Genomic DNA, 17,764 nt, shown 5'->3' with positions numbered 1-17,764 from the left:
ACTGACGAGAAAACACCAGGGAGCGGAGCGTTTGACTTTAAGGTTGGAGCTGCGCGCCAATCAGCTCCAGCATACTCCTGCAAGGGTTAGGGTGCCGGGCCGCGAAGCTTGTTGGTGCGGGCTTCTTGCCAGCGCTGGACCGGTCGCGGGGAGCGTCGGGGGAGCCGCCGCGCTTTTTTCAGCGGAGATGCCCCCTCCCGGTTAAAAAAACCGGTGGGGTCAGGGTGACTCCTGGACGCGGCAATCGCGACGAGATGGACGCCAGTCCGCCCACCAGCGGTCAGGCATATTTTCAGGCGAGGGCAAGCGCCTGGGCGATATCGGCAACAAGATCGTCGGGGTGCTCGACGCCGATCGACAGCCTTATTGTCGACTCAAGAACGCCGATCCGTTCCCGAACGTCCTTGGGCACGCCCGAATGGGTCATGGCGGCAGGATGGCTAGCCAGCGATTCCGTGCCGCCAAGGCTGACGGCAAGTTTCAATATCTGAAGGGCATTGAGAAACGCGAACGCCGCGACCTGACCACCGCGAATGTCGAACGAAAATGTCGATCCGGCGCCCGTGCATTGCGTCCTGAATACGCCTGCGGCCGGAGTGTCGTCGCCGAGGAACGGCAGATATGCCACCCTTGCGACCTTCGGGTGGTCGGCCAGGAATTCGGCGACGATGCGGGCATTGGCGTTGGCTTTCTCCATGCGAATGCTCAGCGTTTCCAGTGAGCGGCCGAGCATCCAGCACGAGTGCGGATCGAGCTGCGTGCCGATCGCCCCCCTTAGCGCCTTGATGGATTTGGTGACGGCCCTGCTGCCAAGTGCCGCGCCGGCGATCAGATCGGAATGGCCGCCGACATACTTGGTCAGGGAATAAACGGAAACGTCCACGCCGTGGTCAAGCGGACGCTGAAAAACCGGTCCGAGCAAAGTATTGTCGCACACGACGACCGGGCGCTGTCCCTGTTTGGCGGCGATCTCGTCGGCGATGCGGTCGACCGCCACGAAATCGACCAACGAGTTGGTCGGGTTGGAGGGCGTTTCGATGAAGATGAGCGATACGCGGCCTTTCCTGCAGCCTTCATCCGCCGCTGTGCGAATGGCTGACTCATCGACGCCATCGGCGAAACCCACAGCGCCGACGCCAAAATTGGCCAAGGTCTTGGCTAACAAAGTTTCGGTGCCGCCATAAAGCGGTTGCGAATGCACGATAACGTCACCCGGGCGGGCGAAGGCAAGCAGAGTGGTGGCGATGGCCGACATGCCGGACGAGAACAGGATGCAGGCCTCGGCCCCTTCGTAGATTGCCAGGCGATCCTCGACGATTTCGCTGTTGGGATGATTGAAGCGGGAATAGACCAGCCCGGCTCCGGTTCCGCTCGGCGGTTCCTTGCGTCCGGATACGAAATCGAAGAAATCGCGGCCCTCTTCGGCAGATCGGAACACGAAGGTCGAGGTGAGGAACACCGGCGGCTTCACCGCACCTTCCGACAGCTGAGGGTCGAAGCCGTAGCTCAGCATCAACGTTTCCGGATGCAGCCGATGATTTCCAATATGCGTCTTGGACGGACGTGGGGCAGTCATGGCGATTCCTCCGGTCAGGTTTCTCAGACCAAAATTAGAGGAAGAACCAACACCAGTCTCTTGCTAATCCACTCGGGTCCATGGTCATCCAGACAGATCAGGCACGCCATGCTGCACTCGCGCCAGAGGAACGTGGTTTTCGGACTCGAAACGGTCCGGTCGGTCCGATCTCTTTCTAATTCTAAGCGCGAACGGCAACCAAGAACCGTTAGTGGCGAAGGCAGCAGGAGAATTGGAGACATACCGGACCGACCGGACCGGAAATGTTTTGCCGAGTGCCTGGGCGCCAAGCCGGAAGACGCAGTGCACGGTCAGCGAGGCGCGCGGTTGCTGGGGCATGCGGCACTGCAAGAGATCAGATCAGGAGGGATGAGGGCCGGCCTTCAGTGCGCTCTCGCGGCGCGCGGAGGCTGGCCCCGGGCCGCGCATATAGTGGAGCTCCGGCCGGTAGCGCGGTGCAACGGTTCGCGAAAGGCTGATGCCAACCGAGTCGAACGATCCATGACAACTTTCCCTGGGCGCACTCGTAGCCGATTCCTGTAACCGCAAGCCGCCGCCGCGGGAGGCTGTTCGTTCCCGATTTTTGTCTGCGCTACGACGCCTTTTCCGCCGACCGCGGATGTACCGGCGGCGGCCGCATCTTTCAGGAATGCTATGTGCGACCACATCCACAGTCTCGCGGCCATCGAGGCGCTCCTTATGACCTTGTGACGGCCGGCGGACATGGTGGCAAAGTCCGCGACGCCGACGTCGATACGGTCTCGGTTGATCGGCCGCTTGAACAAAAGACCGAATCGGATTGGGTCGCAGTCAAAAATTCCCACGAGGTGACGGACGACAAGAGGCCTACCCCCAGGGCGGCGGCCAAAAACGCTGCTGGAGGGCCGAACAGAAGCTTACGCGACATCATTGTCCCTACCTCACACGCCGGTATTGATGTGGAACAGGGTCTTCGCCGCCCGGCATGTCTGAAGCTGTAGAAGCAAGAACCGTGTCACGCAATCGCAAGGCCGGGCTTCCAGCCGCCCTGTTTTGGGCGGCGTCATGCGTTCAAGTACCTGGTTCGTCAGTCGCTTCTTACTCGTCCTAGCCATTTGCTCCCCTGGGTGTTCGGGTTGCTTGAGTCGATCGTTTGCCGGGTTTCCGAGGGGGAGCCGCAAGGCGCGGTTTTCGACGGAACTCCGTGGGACAGAGTGTTCCGCTCCCGGAGCGCTGGACAATCGTTTTCTGGCTGAATAGGTTACGGTTTGCGACGATGAGTTTGGTGGAATCATTGGGTTGCCAAGGTCGGGGTCGAGCGTTCGAATCGCTTCACCCGCTCCAGTGTCCTCTAAGGGAATCAAGCATCGAAAAGCCGCGGTCCACCGCGGCTTTTTCGTTTTTGGGCAGCACGGCATCACCCAGCAGACGGAGCGAGCTTGTCACTTGCCGGCTGCCTGTGGCCTTCAGGCGCTTTGTTCGCCGCTCGGAATACCCCCAATAGAGTTAGGACTTTTGCTTTTCAATTTCGGACCAAGGTCCCTTGCGGACAGGTGTATTTAAACCAAACTGGCGAAGTAGTGGACCATCATATTAGAGAGTCCTCCTATTTATAGTCTGGAACCATCCTGGCGGGAGGGCGGCTCGAAGGAGGAATTATGAAAACTCGAACCAGTCTGTTCGCAACGGTCGCCGCTCTCGCCCTTGTCGCGTCTCCAGTCCTCGCCGGCCCCGGCGGCAATGGTGGCGGGAAGGGTAATGGCGCAAGCAACGGCAATGGCGGAAACTCGGCTGCAGCCGGATCGCAGGGCCACGGAGCCGCAACGTCTGCGGCGGCTAGGGATAAGTCCACGCGGGGAATTGCTCATGCAATGGCTGTCGTTTCGACGACGCCGGCCTCGCCGCAGGCCACCCTGTCCTTGCAGGCAGCCCTGGACAAGTTCCTGGCAAGAAAGGCCGATCCGGCCGACGATACCTCCGGCGAAATTCCTGACGCAGCCGAATAAAAATCGCAAATCATGCGCTGCGCGGCGGCGCATCCTAGCATCGAGATTCTTGGTCACTTGCCGGGCTGCTTCATCTGTTCGGCCGATGCCGTGGGTCAAGAAACAGCCGACATTCGAGTCCGATCCTAAGGGATCCCCTGGAACGGTCCTGCCCCTACAGACGGTCCAGCGAGCACCACCGGCCTCGGGCCGGTGGTGCGTTCTTGGGGCGCGGGCTCGACTGGCGCTAGCCGTGGCCGTTTCCGGCCGATCTTCATCCATGCGCGTTGGCCAACGAAGCGGCAATCGCCGCAATCGAGCGGAACAGCACGAGCGGGTCATCCCTTAGCGGAATGAAACCACGCCGCTGCCAGAACGCGGCGGCTTCGGGATCGATGGCGTTGACCAGGAGCGCGCGGCCGCCGACGAGCTCCGCAGCCATTACGCAGCGCTGCAGCGCGTGCTTGACCAGGCCGGTTCCGATGCCGCGGCCGGCCCAGCCGGCGTCGGTGGCCAGCTGTCCGAGCAGCAGGCAGGGCACGGGATCGGGAGGTTGGCCGGTGCGAATGGATCGAGCGCGCCGGCATCGACCTCGAAATGCCCTGCGCATTGCTATCTGGCGCCGGCGCCTTTGCGAAAATCCGACGGCGACATGCCGGCCAGCTTGCGGAACGACTTGTTGAAGGCGCTGAGCGAGCCGAAACCGGAGTCCATGGCGACGCGCAGCACGTTGGCGTCCTGGTGCATCAGCAGCGCCTGGGCGTAGCTGAGCCGCAACAAATTGACATACTCGTTGAGCGTCATGCCGGTCGACTTCTTGAAAACGCTCATGGCGTATTTGGGATGGATGTCGGCCGCCGCCGCGATGTCGACGCAGTCGATGTCGTAGAGGAAAACTCTCGGCGATGAAGTCGCACATGCGCCCGACATTGCGCAGCGATTGCTGGTCGAAGGGGCTGCCTGCTTCCTGCTCGATCGGCGTTTCGGGTACCAGCCGGTAGGGTTCGAAGCGCACCCGCTCCAGCCGCAGCAAGAGTTCGTTGACGGCGTGCTCGGCCTTGCCCGCATCGCCCGAGCGGACGTAGCGGTTCCAGCGCTCGAAATTGTCGCTGTCGGACCGGTCGGTGGCATTGGTCACCAATGTCGCGCCGGTCATCAGCCGGTTGCGGACGTCGGCGGGCAGGTGCAGCCGGAAGAAGTGCACCAGCGGCAGATGCGCGCCGGCATAGACGGCATCGTCCGACGCATCGTCCATCTGGTGCGGCAGGCCGCCCCAGAACAGGCACATGTCGCCGGCCGAAAGCGCGATCTCGTGCTCGTCCATGCGGTAGTGCACGGCGCCGCGGACGATGAAATTCACCTCGACCTGGGCATGCCAATGCGGCTTCAGCATCACCAGGGGCTGGGTGTGAAACATCTGCAGCAGCAGCGGCAGACCCTCCACGCTGCTGGCGCCGGGCTGGTAAAACGGCCTTTCCGGCATCTTACTTTCCGCCCATTCTTTATTCCCTTTGTCGCGGACAAGCCTTCGCCGGCGCCTAGTCTAGCCATGCTCGCGAAGAGAGAGCAAATGAAATGGGAGGATTTCAATGCGCATCACACTGACCTGCGCCGCGTTCGCGCTTGCCCTGGGCTCAGCCCCGGCCTTTGCGCAATCCGGCGAAATCACGATCTGGAGCTGGAACGTCGCCGCTTCGTCGCTGAAGGCCACCATAGAAGGTTTTAACAAGCAGTTCCCCGACATCAAGGTCACGGTCCAGGATCTCGGCAACCAGCCGACCTACGACAAGTCGATCGCCGGCTGCGCCGCCGGCGGCGAGGGGCTGCCGGACATCGTGACGATCGAGAACGGTGAGGCCGAGAACTACTGGAGCCAGTTCCCGGACTGCTTCGTCGACCTCCATACGCTCGGCTATACCGCCGAAGACCAGGCAAAATTCCCCGATTTCAAGCGCACCGAGCTCGAAGTGGAAGACAAGGCCTATGCGATGCCGTGGGATTCCGGCCCGGTGGCGATGTACTATCGCCGCGACTTCTATGAGAAGGCCGGCGTCGACCCGACCTCGATCAAGACCTGGGACGATTTCATTGCCGCCGGCAAGAAGATCCAGGAGGCCAATCCCGGCGTGACGATGACCAACGCCGATTTCAACGGCGACTCCGAATTCTTCCGCATGATCGCCAACGAGCAGGGCTGCGCCTATTTCGCCGCCGACGGGCAGTCGATCACCGTCAACCAGCCGGGCTGCGTGGCGTCAATGACCAAGATCAAGGAGATGAAGGACGCCGGCATCATCACCTCGGCCGACTGGGGCACCAAGATCACCAACAACACCGCCGACAAGGTCGCCAGCCAGATGTATGGCGGCTGGTACGAGGGCACCATACGCACCGAGTCGCCCGACGGCAGCGGCAAATGGGGCGTCTACCTGATGCCGAGCCTCACCGCCGACGGCCCGCGCGCCGCCAATCTCGGCGGTTCCTCGCTCGCCATCACCTCGGTGTCGAACAACAAGGAAGCCGCCTACGCCTACCTGAAATACGCGCTCGCGACCAATGAGGGCCAGATAGCGATGCTGAAGGGTTTTGGCCTGGTGCCGTCGCTGATCTCGGCGCTCGACGACCCCTATGTCTCCGAAGGCCAGCCCTATTGGGGCGGCCAGGCGGTGTGGAAGGAGATTCTCGGCACCTTGCCGAAAGTCGTCCCCAGCCGCGGCACGCCGTTCCAGAGCGACGCGGAAATCATCGTCCGCGCAGTGCAGACCAAATATCTCGGCGGCGGCTACCCCGACGCCAAGGCGGCGCTCGACGATGCCGCAAGCCAGATCGCCTCGGCGACCGGCCTGCCGGTCGAGGAGTGATCTGAACGCGACTCCCCTTCTCCCCTTGTGGGAGAAGGCAAGGCAGGCCGGTAAACCTAGAAACGGGAAGCGAAGGAGGCAACGATGCGCTATCAGAACGCCACGGCGTACCGCTTCCTCGCGCCCTATCTGCTGATCTTCTCGATCTTCTGGCTGTGGCCGATCATCAACTCCTTCCTGATCTCCTTCCAGGCGACGCGCACCGTGCCGTGGCGGTTCGCGCCGACCTTCAACTGGGGCCGGCTGATCGGCGACCCGGCCTTTTTCAACGCCTTGAAGAACACGCTGCTCATCCTCGTCATCCAGGTGCCGGTGATGATCACTTTGGCGATCGTCATGGCGGTGCTGCTCAATTCGCCGCTGCTCAAGGCCCGTGGCCTGTTCCGCTTCGCCTTTTTCGCCCCGGTCGTGGTCGGCGAAGTCGCCTATTCGGCGGTGTTCCGGCTGATGTTCAATCTCGACTACGGCATCATCAACAAGCTGCTGAACAGCGTCGGCCTGCCGCGTATCGACTGGTTTTCCAACGTCACCCCGGCGATGGCGGTGATCATGATCGCGGTGACCTGGCGCTGGGCCGGCTACAACGCCATCATCCTGCTCGCCGGCTTGCAGTCCATCCCCCAGGATGTCTATGAGGCGGCGACGCTGGACCGCGTCAGCAAGCTCAAGCAGTTCTTCTACATCACCCTGCCGCTGCTCAAGCCGATCATCGTGTTCTGCGCCGTGCTGTCGATCATCGGCACCATGCAGCTGTTCACCGAACCCTTCCTGATCACCGAGCGCGGCGGGCCAGGCGGCGGCGCCGAAACGCTCGGGCTGCTGCTTTACCGCCAGGGTTTCAGGTCGCTCAATTTCGGCTACGCCTCGGCCATCGCCTACACCATGGCCGGGCTGGCGATCGCCATCCCGCTGGTGCAACTGTGGCTGACGAGGGAGCCGAAATGAGCTCACGTTCCGCTTCGAGCCGTTCCTCCTCCAGCCGCTCCTCCTCCAGATTGGGACGCAGCATCGCGCTGCATCTCTTCCTGACGCCGCTGGCGCTGATCTGGCTGTTTCCGCTGTGGATGATGGTGATCTTCTCGACCATGCCCGACAGGGGCATTTTCAGCCCCAGCATCGAGCTTTTGCCGCACGGCAGCTTCCTCGACAACGTCAGCAACCTGCAGCGCGACACCAATTTCATCGGCGCCATCGGCATCTCGGTCTCGGTGGCGGTGACCTATACGTTCCTGTCGGTGCTGCTCACCTCGATGGCCGGCTGGGCGCTGGCGCGCTACCAGTTCTTCGGCAAGGGCGTCGTCGTCGCGATCATCCTCGGCACCATCACGCTGCCCTATGCTGTCGTGCTGATCCCGCAATTCATCATGGTGGCGCGCGACTTCAAGCTCGCCAACACCTGGGTGGCGCTGATCGTGCCGCCGCTGTTCAATTCGCTCGGCGTGCTGTTCATGCGGCAGAGCTTCTCGATGATGCCGGGCGATCTGTTCGACGCCGCACGCGTCGAGGGGGTCAAGGAATGGCGGATCTTCCTGTTCGTCGCGCTGCCGCTGGCGCGGCCGATGCTGGCGGCGCTCGCCATCATCCTTTCCTTGCCTCCTGGAACAATTATCTCTGGCCGCTGCTGATCAATTCCAAGCCCGGCGCGATGACGGCGCCGGTGGCGCTCGGCACGCTGATCGGCCTTACCAAAGTGTCGTGGGGCGGCATCATGGCGGGCGCCGTGATGCTCACCGTGCCGATGCTCGTCGTGTTCGTGCTCTTGCAGCGCCATTTCGTCGCCGGCATTGCCGCCGGCGCCATCAAATAGGATCAGCATGGCAGCGGTCACACTCAAAAAAGTCGTCAAGCGCTTCGGCGTCTTCGAGATCGTTCACGGCGCGAACATCGACGTCGATGACGGCGAATTCGTCGTCTTCGTCGGCCCCTCCGGCTGCGGCAAGTCCACGCTGCTCAGGATGATCGCCGGGCTCGAGGACATCAGCGGCGGCGAGATCGCCATCGGCGGCAAGCTAGTGAACAATGTCGAGCCGGCGGACCGCGGCATCGCCATGGTGTTCCAGTCCTACGCGCTCTATCCGCATATGAGCGTCGAGCAGAATCTGAGCTTCGGGCTGAGAATGAACGGCAACCCGAAAGCTGACACCGAGCGGCGGGTGAAGCGGGCCGCCGAGATCCTGCGCATCGCCGAGCTGATGAAGCGGCGCCCGCGGCAATTGTCGGGCGGCCAGCGCCAGCGCGTCGCCATCGGCCGCGCCATCGTGCGCGAGCCGCAGGTGTTTCTGTTCGACGAACCGCTGAGCAATCTCGACGCCGAGCTCAGGGTGCAGATGCGGGTCGAGATCTCGCGCCTGCACAAGGAGCTCGGCGTCACCATGATCTATGTGACGCACGACCAGACCGAAGCAATGACGCTGGCCGACAGAATTGTCGTGCTCAACGCCGGCAATATCGAGCAGATCGGCGCACCGCTCGATCTCTATGACGACCCCGCCAACCGCTTCGTCGCCGGTTTCGTCGGCTCACCGAAGATGAATTTTCTGGCGGCACAAGTGGTCGGCAACGACGGCAATGCAACGCTCCTCGAACTCGCCAACCATGGCGGCGCTCGGCTGCAGAAACCGCTGTCGGGCGCCCCGCCTGCGGTCGGCGCCGAGGTCGTGCTCGGTGTGCGGCCGGAGCATTTCTTCGAGGCCGGCGAAGGCGATTGCGACATCGCCGTCAAGGCCGATGTCGCCGAGCACCTCGGATCGGTGAGCTACGTCTATGCCAATGCCGGACCAGACGAACTGATCATCGAGCGCGAGGCATCGCGGCAGCGGGCGACTGGCGACCACATGGTGGTGTCGATCAAGGCCGGCCGGTCGCTCCTCTTCGACAAGTCAGGTGCTCGCATTCGCTAGTGCCCAAAAGCATGCCCTCGGGCGTGAACCGCGCAGCGGTTTGGGACAACGCCATGCACACCAAGACACGCAATTTTTCTTTCACCAACTCGCAACGCCGAGGCGACCCCAAGGAGATCCAGGAATGACGTCCGAACCACAAAAAATCCGCTGGGGCATTCTCGGGCCCGGCACCATCGCCAAGGCCTTTGCCGGCGGCGTCGCCCATTCGCGCACCGGCACATTGGTCGCCATTGGTGCGCGCAATCCCGGCAAATCGGGCCTTAATGAAAACTTCCCCGGTGCCCGCATCCTCGACGGCTACGAGGCTCTGCTCACCGATCCGGACGTCGACGCAGTCTACATTTCGACGCCGCATCCCAGCCACGCCGAATGGGCGATCAGGGCGGCCGAGGCCGGAAAACATGTGCTTTGCGAAAAGCCGATGGGGCTCACCGCTTTCGAGGCCGACGCGATGATCCATGCAGCGCGCAGGGCCGGCACCTTTCTCGGCGAGGCCTTCATGTACCGGCTGCATCCGCAGACGGCAAAGCTGGTCGACCTCGTCAGGTCCGGCGCAATCGGCGAGGTGCGCATGGTGAAATCGAGCTTCGGCTTCGCCATGCCTGGCTTCATGCCGGAGCACCGGCTTTATGCCAACGATCTCGCCGGCGGCGGCATTCTCGACGTCGGCGGCTACCCCGTTTCGATGGCGCGGCTGATTGCCGGGGCCGCATCGGGAAAGCTTTTCGCCGAGCCGGACAAGGTGGCGGGTGCGGCGCATCTCGGCCAGTCCGGCGTCGACGAATGGGCTTCGGCGCTGCTGCATTTTCCCAACGGCATCGTCGCCGAAGTCTCCTGCGGCATCTCGCTCGCCCAGGACAATGTCCTGCGCATCCTTGGTACCAAAGGCCGCATCGAGGTCGCGGACTTCTGGTATGCGAGCGGCAGGGAAGGCGGCACCGGCGAGATCCGCATCATCCGTTCAGGCGGTGAGGAGGTGGTCGAGGTCAGGGAAGACCGCTGGCTCTACGCTTTCGAGGTCGACGCCGCCGGCGAGGCGATCCTGGCCGGAAAGCAGGAGTTTGCCTGGCCGGGCATGGGCTGGGCCGACAGTCTCGGCAATCTGCGTGTGCTCGACAAATGGCGTGCCGCCATCGGGCTCGAATACGAGATCGAAAAACCCGAAAAACGCGTCGACACCATTTCTGGCCGGCGGCTGCGCTCCGGCGGCACCATCATTGCGAAGCGCGAAATTCCGGGCCTGCCGCGGCCGGCCTCGTGCCTGGCGCTCGGCTTCGAGGATTTTCGCACCTTCTCCTCCGGCATGATCCTGCTCGATGCCTATTTCGAAGCCGGCGGCAACGTCTTCGACACCGCCTTCATCTACGGCAGCGGCTACACCGAAACGCTGCTCGGCCAATGGCTGAAAAACCGCGGCGTGCGTGAGCAAGCGGTAGTCATCGGCAAGGGCGCGCACACCCCGCTCTGCTATCCCGATGTGATCGGCAAGCAGCTCACCCAGTCGCTCGACCGGCTGCAGACCGATCATGTCGACGTCTATTTCATGCACCGCGACGATCCCGACGTGCCGGTCGACGAATTCGTCGATGCGATGGACCGGGAGGTCAGGGCTGGCCGCATCCGCGGTCCGTTCGGCGGCTCGAACTGGACGAGGGAACGCATGGACGAGGCGATTGCCTATGCCGAGCGGACCGGCAAGCAGAAGCCTGGCGCGCTTTCGAACAATTTTTCACTGGCCGAGATGCTGGTGCCGATCTGGCCGGGTTGCGTCACCTCGTCGAGCGACGACTGGAAGGCCTGGCTGACCGCCCGGCAGATGCCCAATTTCGCCTGGTCGAGCCAGGGACGGGGTTTTTTCACCGGCCGCGCCGGGCGTGACCAGCGTGACAATGAAGAGCTGGTCCGGGTCTGGTACTCCGAGAAGAATTTCGACCGCCGCGACCGGGCGATCGAGCTCGCCAACCGGCTGGGCAAGAGCCCGATCCATGTCGCGCTCGCCTACGTCCTGGCCCAGCCGTTCCCGTCCGTCCCGCTGATCGGACCACGCACGCTCGACGAACTGGAGGACAGCCTGCAGGCGCTCGACATTGCGCTTTCGCCCGACGACATTGCGTGGCTGGATGGCGGATCGGATCAGCATCGACGCACGCTGCCCTTTCCTTCTCCCCTTGTGGGAGAAGGTGGATCGGCGCGCAGCGCCGAGACGGATGAGGGGTGCTGGACGGAGTGCGTCAGTGCCAACCTGGAGCACCCCTCATCCGTCGCCTTCGGCGACACCTTCTCCCACAAGGGGAGAAGGGGAAGCGCGTCCTGTAACTCTCCGACTTGCGATCGAACGGCGACCACGGCTCTAATCATCGGGATCGTTTGCACCGCGACTACGGTGTTGTTTAAATTAGCTTTTCTATTTCTTGAAAAGCTTGTTTCTTTCCTACATACTTCGCAAACTGCCGCGCAAACATGGTAGAGGTCGAGTTCCACGAACGGCAGGGATGAGTCATGACCGAAGCAGACGGCCAAGGACGGCCGACCTCGGGGGACGAAGCCGATGGACGCGATCATGTCAGGCGCATCCCCGACATCATTTCGCTGGTGAAGGACTCTTACTGTGAATTGCGCCCGGCGGAGCGGCGCGTCGCCGATGTCGTGCTCGACGACGTCAAATTCGCGGTCGACGCCTCCAATGCCGTGCTCGCCCAGCGCGCCCAGGTCAGCGAACCCACGGTAACCCGGTTCTGCCGCGCCATCGGCTGCGAAGGGGTTCGCGATTTCAAGCTGAAGCTGGCGCAAAGCCTGGTCGTCGGCGCGCTCTATCTGAGCAAGCCGCCGCCGCTGAACAGCGACAATGGCATGCCGTTCTGGAATGCCGTGTTCGGCGAGGCCCGCCGGGCGCTGCAGGAGGCCGAACGGCAGCTTGATCCGGCGCAGCTGCTGAAAGCCGCCGAGCTCATCGCCAAGGCGCGCCAGGTCACGGTGTTCGGCCTCGGCGGCAGCTCTTCGGCGCTGGCGCAGGAGACCCAGTACCGGCTGTTCCGCTATGGCATCACCGTCAGCGCCCAGTGCGACCCCTATCTGATGCGGATGACCGCCTCGACCCTGAAACCCGGCGACCTGGTGATCGCCATTTCGGCGACCGGACGCACCCGCGAAGTGATCGAGGCCGTCGAGCTCGCCAAGCATTACCGCGCCAACGCGATCGGCGTGACCGCGCCCGACACCGAGCTTGCCCGCGCCTGCGACGTCAGGCTGACGGTGGCGGTGCCGGAATATCCCGACACGCTGAAGCCGACCGCCTCGCGCTTCGCCTTTCTGGCCGCGATCGACCTGATGGCGGTGGCGGCCGCCTACAAGCTCGACGGCTCGGCCCGCGAAACCGTCCGCCGCATCAAATACAACGCCCAGATCCACAGGACGGGCAAGGAGATGGAGCCGCTGGGGGATTGAGCAGCGCGGCTTCTTCCTTCTCCCCTTGTGGGAGAAGGTGGATTGGCGCGCAGTGCCAAGACGGATGAGGGGTGTTGGACGGAGTGAGACGTTGGTGTTCTCTGGAACACCCCTCATCCGACCGAGCTTCGCTCGGCCACCATCTCCCACAAGGGGAGAAGGACAGACCGGCGCCGACTCGAAGGAGAAAAAAATGCTCGACATGGCACCATCAAAACAGGCGGCCAGCTGGCTTTCCTCTCTCTCCCGCGCCCTCGAGGCGGGCGACGCCGCGGCCGCGACCAATCTGTTCGTCGAGGACTGCTACTGGCGCGATCTGCTGACCTTCACCTGGAACATCAAGACGATGGAAGGCCGCGCGGCGATCCGCGACATGCTGGATGCCACTCTGGCGGCGACCAAGCCGACCGCCTGGCAGCTCAGTGGCGAGGCAAGCTCGCACGAAGGCATGATAGAGGCCTGGTTCAGCTTCGAGACGTTGTCGGCCTGGGGCCAAGGCATCATGCGCCTGCAGGACGGCAGATGCCGGACGCTGTTCACGGCGATGAGCGACCTCAGGGGTTTTGAGGAGCGCAGGGGACCGGCGCGGCCGCTGGGTGTCCGCCACAAGGCCGACCCGGACCGCGAGACCTGGGCCGAGGCGAGGGCGCGCGAGACGCGTGATCTCGGTGCCATTGAGCAGCCCTATTGCCTGGTCATCGGCGGCGGCCAGGGCGGCATCATGCTGGGCGCACGGCTGCGGCAACTCGGCGTGCCGGCGATCGTCATCGAGAAGAATGCGCAGGCCGGCGATTCCTGGCGCAACCGCTATCGCTCGCTCGTGCTGCACGATCCGGTCTGGTACGACCATCTGCCCTACATCCCGTTTCCGGAGAACTGGCCGGTGTTCACGCCCAAGGACAAGATGGGCGACTGGCTGGAAATGTACACGCGCGTCATGGAGCTCAATTACTGGACCTCCACAGAATGCATCAGCGCGTCCTACGACGAAGCCAAAAAAATCTGGACGGTCGAGGTCGATCGCGCCGGCGAGCGCATCACGCTGATGCCAAAACACATCGTCTTTGCGACCGGCGCCTATGGCCCGCCGCGGCAGATCGACCTGCCGGGCGCCGCTGCGTTCCAGGGCGAAATCCTGCATTCCAGCCAGTATTTTAGCGGCGAGACATTCCGCGACAGACGCGTCGCGGTCATCGGCGCGGCGAGTTCGGGGCACGATGTCGCCGTCGACCTCTGGGAGAGCGGCGCTGCGGTGACCATGATCCAGCGCTCGCCGACGACGGTGGTCAAGTCAGACGCGCTGATGGAAGTCGGCTTCGAGATCTTTTCGGAAAAGGCGCTGGCCCGCGGCATCACCACCGAAAAGGCCGACATGATCGTCGCCTCGACGCCGTTCGCGCTGCTGCCGCAAAGCCAGCGGGCGCTGTACGACATCATCAAGGCGCGTGACGCGGCCTTCTACGACCGCTTGCGCGGTGCCGGCTTCGCCATCGATTTCGGCGACGACGAGACCGGGCTGCTGATGAAGGCCTACCGCACCGGCTCGGGCTACTATATCGACGTCGGCGCTTCCGATCTGATCATCGAGGGCGCGATCGGCGTCCGCAGCGGCGTCGAGATCAAGTCGCTGACGCCGACCGGAATCCTGTTCGACGACGGCAGCGAATTGGCGGCCGATGCGATTATCTCCTGCACCGGCTATCAGTCGATGAACGAAACCGTAGCGGCGATCGTCTCGCGCGACGTCGCTGACGAGGTCGGGCCGTGCTGGGGGATTGGCTCGGGCGTGAAAGGTGACCCCGGACCATGGCAAGGCGAATTGCGCAACATGTGGAAGCCGACGGCGCAGGAAGCGCTATGGTTCCACGGCGGCAATCTGGCGCTGTCGCGCTTCTATTCGAAATATGTGGCGCTGCAGATCAAGGCGCGGATGGAAGGAATGGCGACGCCGGTCTATGGGTAGCAGCGCATCTCTCCTTCTCCCCTTGTGGGAGACCCACGCCCGAAATGCCGGCTCACCACATCGACATGCGTCTGATGCGCATGCGCTTCGTAGCGGTCGGTATCGCCAAAATCGTTAGCCGCTTCGTTCGGCCACCAGGTGCCGCCGACCACGATGCCGTCCGAGACCAGTCTCTGCTCGGCGGTCAGCGAGGCACCGACCGCGTCGACAAAGGTAAAACGGCCCGGACGCAGCCGCAGCACCGCGATGTCGCCGACGGCACCGACCTTAAGCGTGCCAAGCTCGGGCCTTGCGATCGCCTCGGCCGGCCGTTGTGTCGCCGCGCGCAGCACCTCGACCAGCGGCATGCCGAGCGCCATCAATTTCGACATGCAGACCAGAATGTCGAAGGCGGGGCCGTCGACGCAGTAGAGATGCACGTCGCTGCTGATCACGTCAGGCGCCAGCCCTTCGCTGAGCATCGCCCTGGCAACCGAGAAATCGAACGAGCCCATGCCGTGGCCGATGTCGAAGATGACGCCGCGCTCGCGCGCCAGCCGCATGTCGGGCCGGACCGCGCCCGAGGCGAAGACCGGCGCGTTGGGAAACGGCCGGAAGCAGTGGGTGAGGATGTCGCCCTTGCGCAGCCGCGGCAGCACTTCCGAACGGCCTGGCGGCGGCTCGTCGATATGCGCCATCAGCGGCAGGCCGGCCTGGTCGGCAGCCTCGAGCGCCAGATCGACCGGCGCGATGCCGCTGCTGCCGCCGGCATGGCGACCCGAGCGTACCTTTACGCCGACGACCACGTCTGCGTGCTCGCGCACCGCCGCCACCGTCTCGCGCGGTTCGCAGAGCCGCAGATCGCTGCACTCGCCAACCGAAACGGTCTGCGAGAAGCCGAAAATGCCGGCAAAGGAAATGTTGACATAGGCCAGGATGCGGAGCTTCGAGCGCTCGATGACGTGGCGGCGAAAGCCGAGGAGGTTGCCGGCGCCAGCGCTTCCGGCGTCGATGAAGGTTGTGGTGCCGCTTTTTGCAGCGAGGCGGTCGGCATCGACGCCAAGCGAGGTGCCGCCCCAATAGACGTGGCTGTGCAGGTCGATGAGGCCGGGCGCGACGATGGACCCCGTCGCATCGATGACGCGCGCGGCGCGCTCGAAGGGAATGTCGGGATCGATCGCGGTGATGCGGCCGTTGGCGATGGCCAGATCGCGTTGCGCATCGAGGCCGGATGCCGGATCGATGAGGCGGCCGCCCTTCAGCAGGAGATCAAATTGCATCGGCGTCCGGCTCCTGTCTGTTCTCGTTCAACCGGCCTGTCCGCGCAATTCTCATACAGGCCATGTCAGAAAGCAACATTTTTTCGTACTTCATGTTGCTTTGTTACAGGAGCGTCGCAAGCGTAAGCGTAGCGCCAAAAATTGCCGATCTCCCCCCAAGTGCGGGAGATGCCAAGTTTTGGCAAAGAGGGCAGGACAGAGGGGGGCGCTGTCCCGCCGACTTTCCGCAAGGTTCTGCCCGGCAGCAGCATTTTGGAAGGAGGGAAGCGGTGCCATGCTCCGCCAAGGCACTCACCGGTCGATCCGCGTCGACAGGATGATCGACGACGATGTCCGCTCGACCCCGTCCATCGCGCCAATCTCATCAAGCAGCGTGTCGAGATCCTTGATCGACGGCGCGTCGACGACGACGATCATGTCGAAATTGCCGCTCACCGAATGCAGCGTCCGCACCGGCGGCAACGCCTGCAGGCTACGCACCACCTTGTCGGCAAGCTTGGGCGTGACGGTGAGCAGGACATGCGCCCGCACCAGTCCCTGTTCGTAGTCGGGTGAAAGCCTGACGCCATAGCCGGTGATGATGCCGCGCTGTTCCAGCCGCTCGATCCGGCTCTGCACCGTCGTCCGCGACACGCCGAGCCGCCGCGCCAGTTCGGCCGTCGACGCGCGCGCATTCGCGCGCAGCAGGGAGAGCAGGGCCTGTTCGGCGTTGCTAAGCACTTTCGACGAACCTCATCGGCATACTGTCCAATTTGGCACTTCGTTTTGAACAGTTCAACACTTCCTTTCGACAGGCAAGCTGCGATTCTGTCCGCTCTGTGAAAGGCAAGGCGAGGGAACTGTCATGAAGGACATCATAATTGTCGGCGCCGGCAAGATCGGCTCGACCATCGCCGAGATGCTGGCTTCCACCGGCGACTATCACATAACCCTCGTCGACCGCTTGGCCGCACAGCTCGGCGCGGCCGAACTGCCTGAAACGGTCGAGACGCTGCAGCTCGACATCGAAGCCGCCGGCACACTCGAAGCGGCTCTGGCCGGCAAGTTCGCGGTGCTCAGCGCCGCGCCCTTCCACCTGACCACGCGCATCGCCGAGGCGGCGGCCAGCGCCGGTGTGCATTATCTCGACCTGACCGAGGATGTCGTCGCGACCCGGCGCGTCAGGCAATTGGCGCGTACCGCCGACAGCGCCTTCATCCCGCAATGCGGGCTGGCGCCGGGCTTCATCTCGATCGTCGCCAACGATCTCGCCAGCCGCTTCGACACGCTGGAAAGCGTGCGCATGCGGGTCGGCGCGCTGCCGCAGTACCCGTCGAATGCGCTGAACTACAATCTGACATGGAGCACGGACGGCGTCATCAACGAATATTGCGAGCCTTGCGAGGCGATCGTCGAAGGCGAGCTGATCGAGGTGCCGCCGCTGGAGGAGCGCGAGGAATTCTCGCTCGACGGCGTCACCTACGAGGCGTTCAACACCTCGGGTGGGCTCGGCACGCTGGCCGAAACGCTGAAGGGCAAGGTGCGCACGCTGAACTATCGCACCATCCGCTACCCCGGCCACGCCGCGATCATGAAGGCGCTGCTCAACGATCTTGGCCTGCGCCACCGCCGCGACGTGCTGAAGGACATTTTTGAGAGCGCCCTGCCGGCGACGCTGCAGGACGTGGTCATCGTCTTCGTCACCGTCAGGGGGGGGGCCGCCGGGCGCCGCGGGGGGGGCGGCGGCCCCCCCCACCAAGGACCAACGCCGGGGCGGGGCCCGCGGGGGGGGCGCCGCCCGCGCACCACCCCCCA

Annotated in this window: 11 protein-coding genes and 3 pseudogenes; 9 read left to right on the top strand and 5 right to left on the bottom strand. The window is 63.6% G+C overall.

Annotated elements, in window-relative coordinates:
• Positions 1-292: 292 nt before the first annotated feature.
• Complete coding sequence (locus AC0L2C_RS06210; protein WP_287123496.1) at positions 293-1,576, bottom strand: cystathionine gamma-synthase family protein; 1,284 nt, start codon at positions 1,574-1,576, stop codon at positions 293-295.
• A 1,850-nt stretch (positions 1,577-3,426) separates the two neighbouring features.
• Here AC0L2C_RS06210 and AC0L2C_RS06205 point away from each other — a divergent pair.
• Positions 3,427-3,561, top strand: a complete 135-nt coding sequence (locus tag AC0L2C_RS06205) for a hypothetical protein (RefSeq protein ID WP_287068147.1) — start codon at positions 3,427-3,429, stop codon at positions 3,559-3,561.
• Positions 3,562-3,814: 253 nt separating this feature from the next.
• On the opposite strand, the gene AC0L2C_RS06200 is transcribed toward AC0L2C_RS06205, so the two are convergent.
• Together AC0L2C_RS06200 and AC0L2C_RS06195 are read right to left on the bottom strand one after the other, a co-directional pair.
• Complete coding sequence (locus tag AC0L2C_RS06200) at positions 3,815-4,081, bottom strand: GNAT family N-acetyltransferase (RefSeq protein WP_287068149.1); 267 nt, start codon at positions 4,079-4,081, stop codon at positions 3,815-3,817.
• Positions 4,082-4,152: 71 nt separating this feature from the next.
• Positions 4,153-5,023: pseudogene (locus AC0L2C_RS06195) on the bottom strand (helix-turn-helix domain-containing protein).
• Positions 5,024-5,129: 106 nt separating this feature from the next.
• On the opposite strand from AC0L2C_RS06195, the gene AC0L2C_RS06190 reads away from it, so the two are divergent.
• The 7 genes and pseudogenes from AC0L2C_RS06190 to AC0L2C_RS06160 all read left to right on the top strand — a co-directional run bounded on the left by AC0L2C_RS06190 (position 5,130) and on the right by AC0L2C_RS06160 (position 14,711).
• Positions 5,130-6,401: an ABC transporter substrate-binding protein gene (locus AC0L2C_RS06190; RefSeq protein ID WP_473522981.1), complete on the top strand. Its 1,272-nt coding sequence runs from the start codon at positions 5,130-5,132 to the stop codon at positions 6,399-6,401.
• 84 nt (positions 6,402-6,485) lie between these two features.
• Positions 6,486-7,346 carry a carbohydrate ABC transporter permease gene (locus AC0L2C_RS06185; RefSeq protein WP_473522980.1) on the top strand — a complete coding sequence of 287 codons (861 nt, stop codon included), beginning with the start codon at positions 6,486-6,488 and terminating at the stop codon, positions 7,344-7,346.
• Positions 7,343-8,208 (top strand): annotated as a pseudogene (locus AC0L2C_RS06180) (carbohydrate ABC transporter permease). The gene AC0L2C_RS06185 and the pseudogene AC0L2C_RS06180 overlap by 4 nt, the downstream one beginning before the upstream one ends.
• A 7-nt stretch (positions 8,209-8,215) precedes the next feature.
• Positions 8,216-9,301, top strand: a complete 1,086-nt coding sequence (locus AC0L2C_RS06175) for an ABC transporter ATP-binding protein (RefSeq protein ID WP_473522979.1) — start codon at positions 8,216-8,218, stop codon at positions 9,299-9,301.
• A 124-nt stretch (positions 9,302-9,425) separates the two neighbouring features.
• Positions 9,426-11,435 (top strand): annotated as a pseudogene (locus AC0L2C_RS06170) (aldo/keto reductase); the annotation flags it as partial.
• Positions 11,436-11,803: 368 nt separating this feature from the next.
• The gene (locus AC0L2C_RS06165; RefSeq protein ID WP_287225102.1) at positions 11,804-12,748 is read left to right on the top strand and encodes a MurR/RpiR family transcriptional regulator; all 945 of its coding nucleotides are present in this window, start codon (positions 11,804-11,806) and stop codon (positions 12,746-12,748) included.
• A 193-nt stretch (positions 12,749-12,941) separates the two neighbouring features.
• Positions 12,942-14,711: a flavin-containing monooxygenase gene (locus tag AC0L2C_RS06160; RefSeq protein ID WP_473522978.1), complete on the top strand. Its 1,770-nt coding sequence runs from the start codon at positions 12,942-12,944 to the stop codon at positions 14,709-14,711.
• Here the strand turns inward: AC0L2C_RS06160 and AC0L2C_RS06155 are convergent.
• Together AC0L2C_RS06155 and AC0L2C_RS06150 are read right to left on the bottom strand one after the other, a co-directional pair.
• Complete coding sequence (locus AC0L2C_RS06155) at positions 14,702-15,970, bottom strand: amidohydrolase/deacetylase family metallohydrolase (RefSeq protein ID WP_287225104.1); 1,269 nt, start codon at positions 15,968-15,970, stop codon at positions 14,702-14,704. The genes AC0L2C_RS06160 and AC0L2C_RS06155 overlap by 10 nt on opposite strands.
• Before the next feature lie 291 nt (positions 15,971-16,261).
• Positions 16,262-16,690, bottom strand: a complete 429-nt coding sequence (locus AC0L2C_RS06150) for an Lrp/AsnC family transcriptional regulator (protein ID WP_128175259.1) — start codon at positions 16,688-16,690, stop codon at positions 16,262-16,264.
• Between the two features lie 124 nt (positions 16,691-16,814).
• On the opposite strand from AC0L2C_RS06150, the gene AC0L2C_RS06145 reads away from it, so the two are divergent.
• The coding region (locus AC0L2C_RS06145; protein ID WP_473522977.1) for a saccharopine dehydrogenase family protein at positions 16,815-17,764 on the top strand (950 nt) is incomplete at its 3' end.

This window comes from Mesorhizobium sp. WSM4845 (assembly GCF_055811455.1).
Note: the sequence above shows the minus strand (reverse complement) of the source record. Positions and strands in the feature narration are given on the sequence as shown.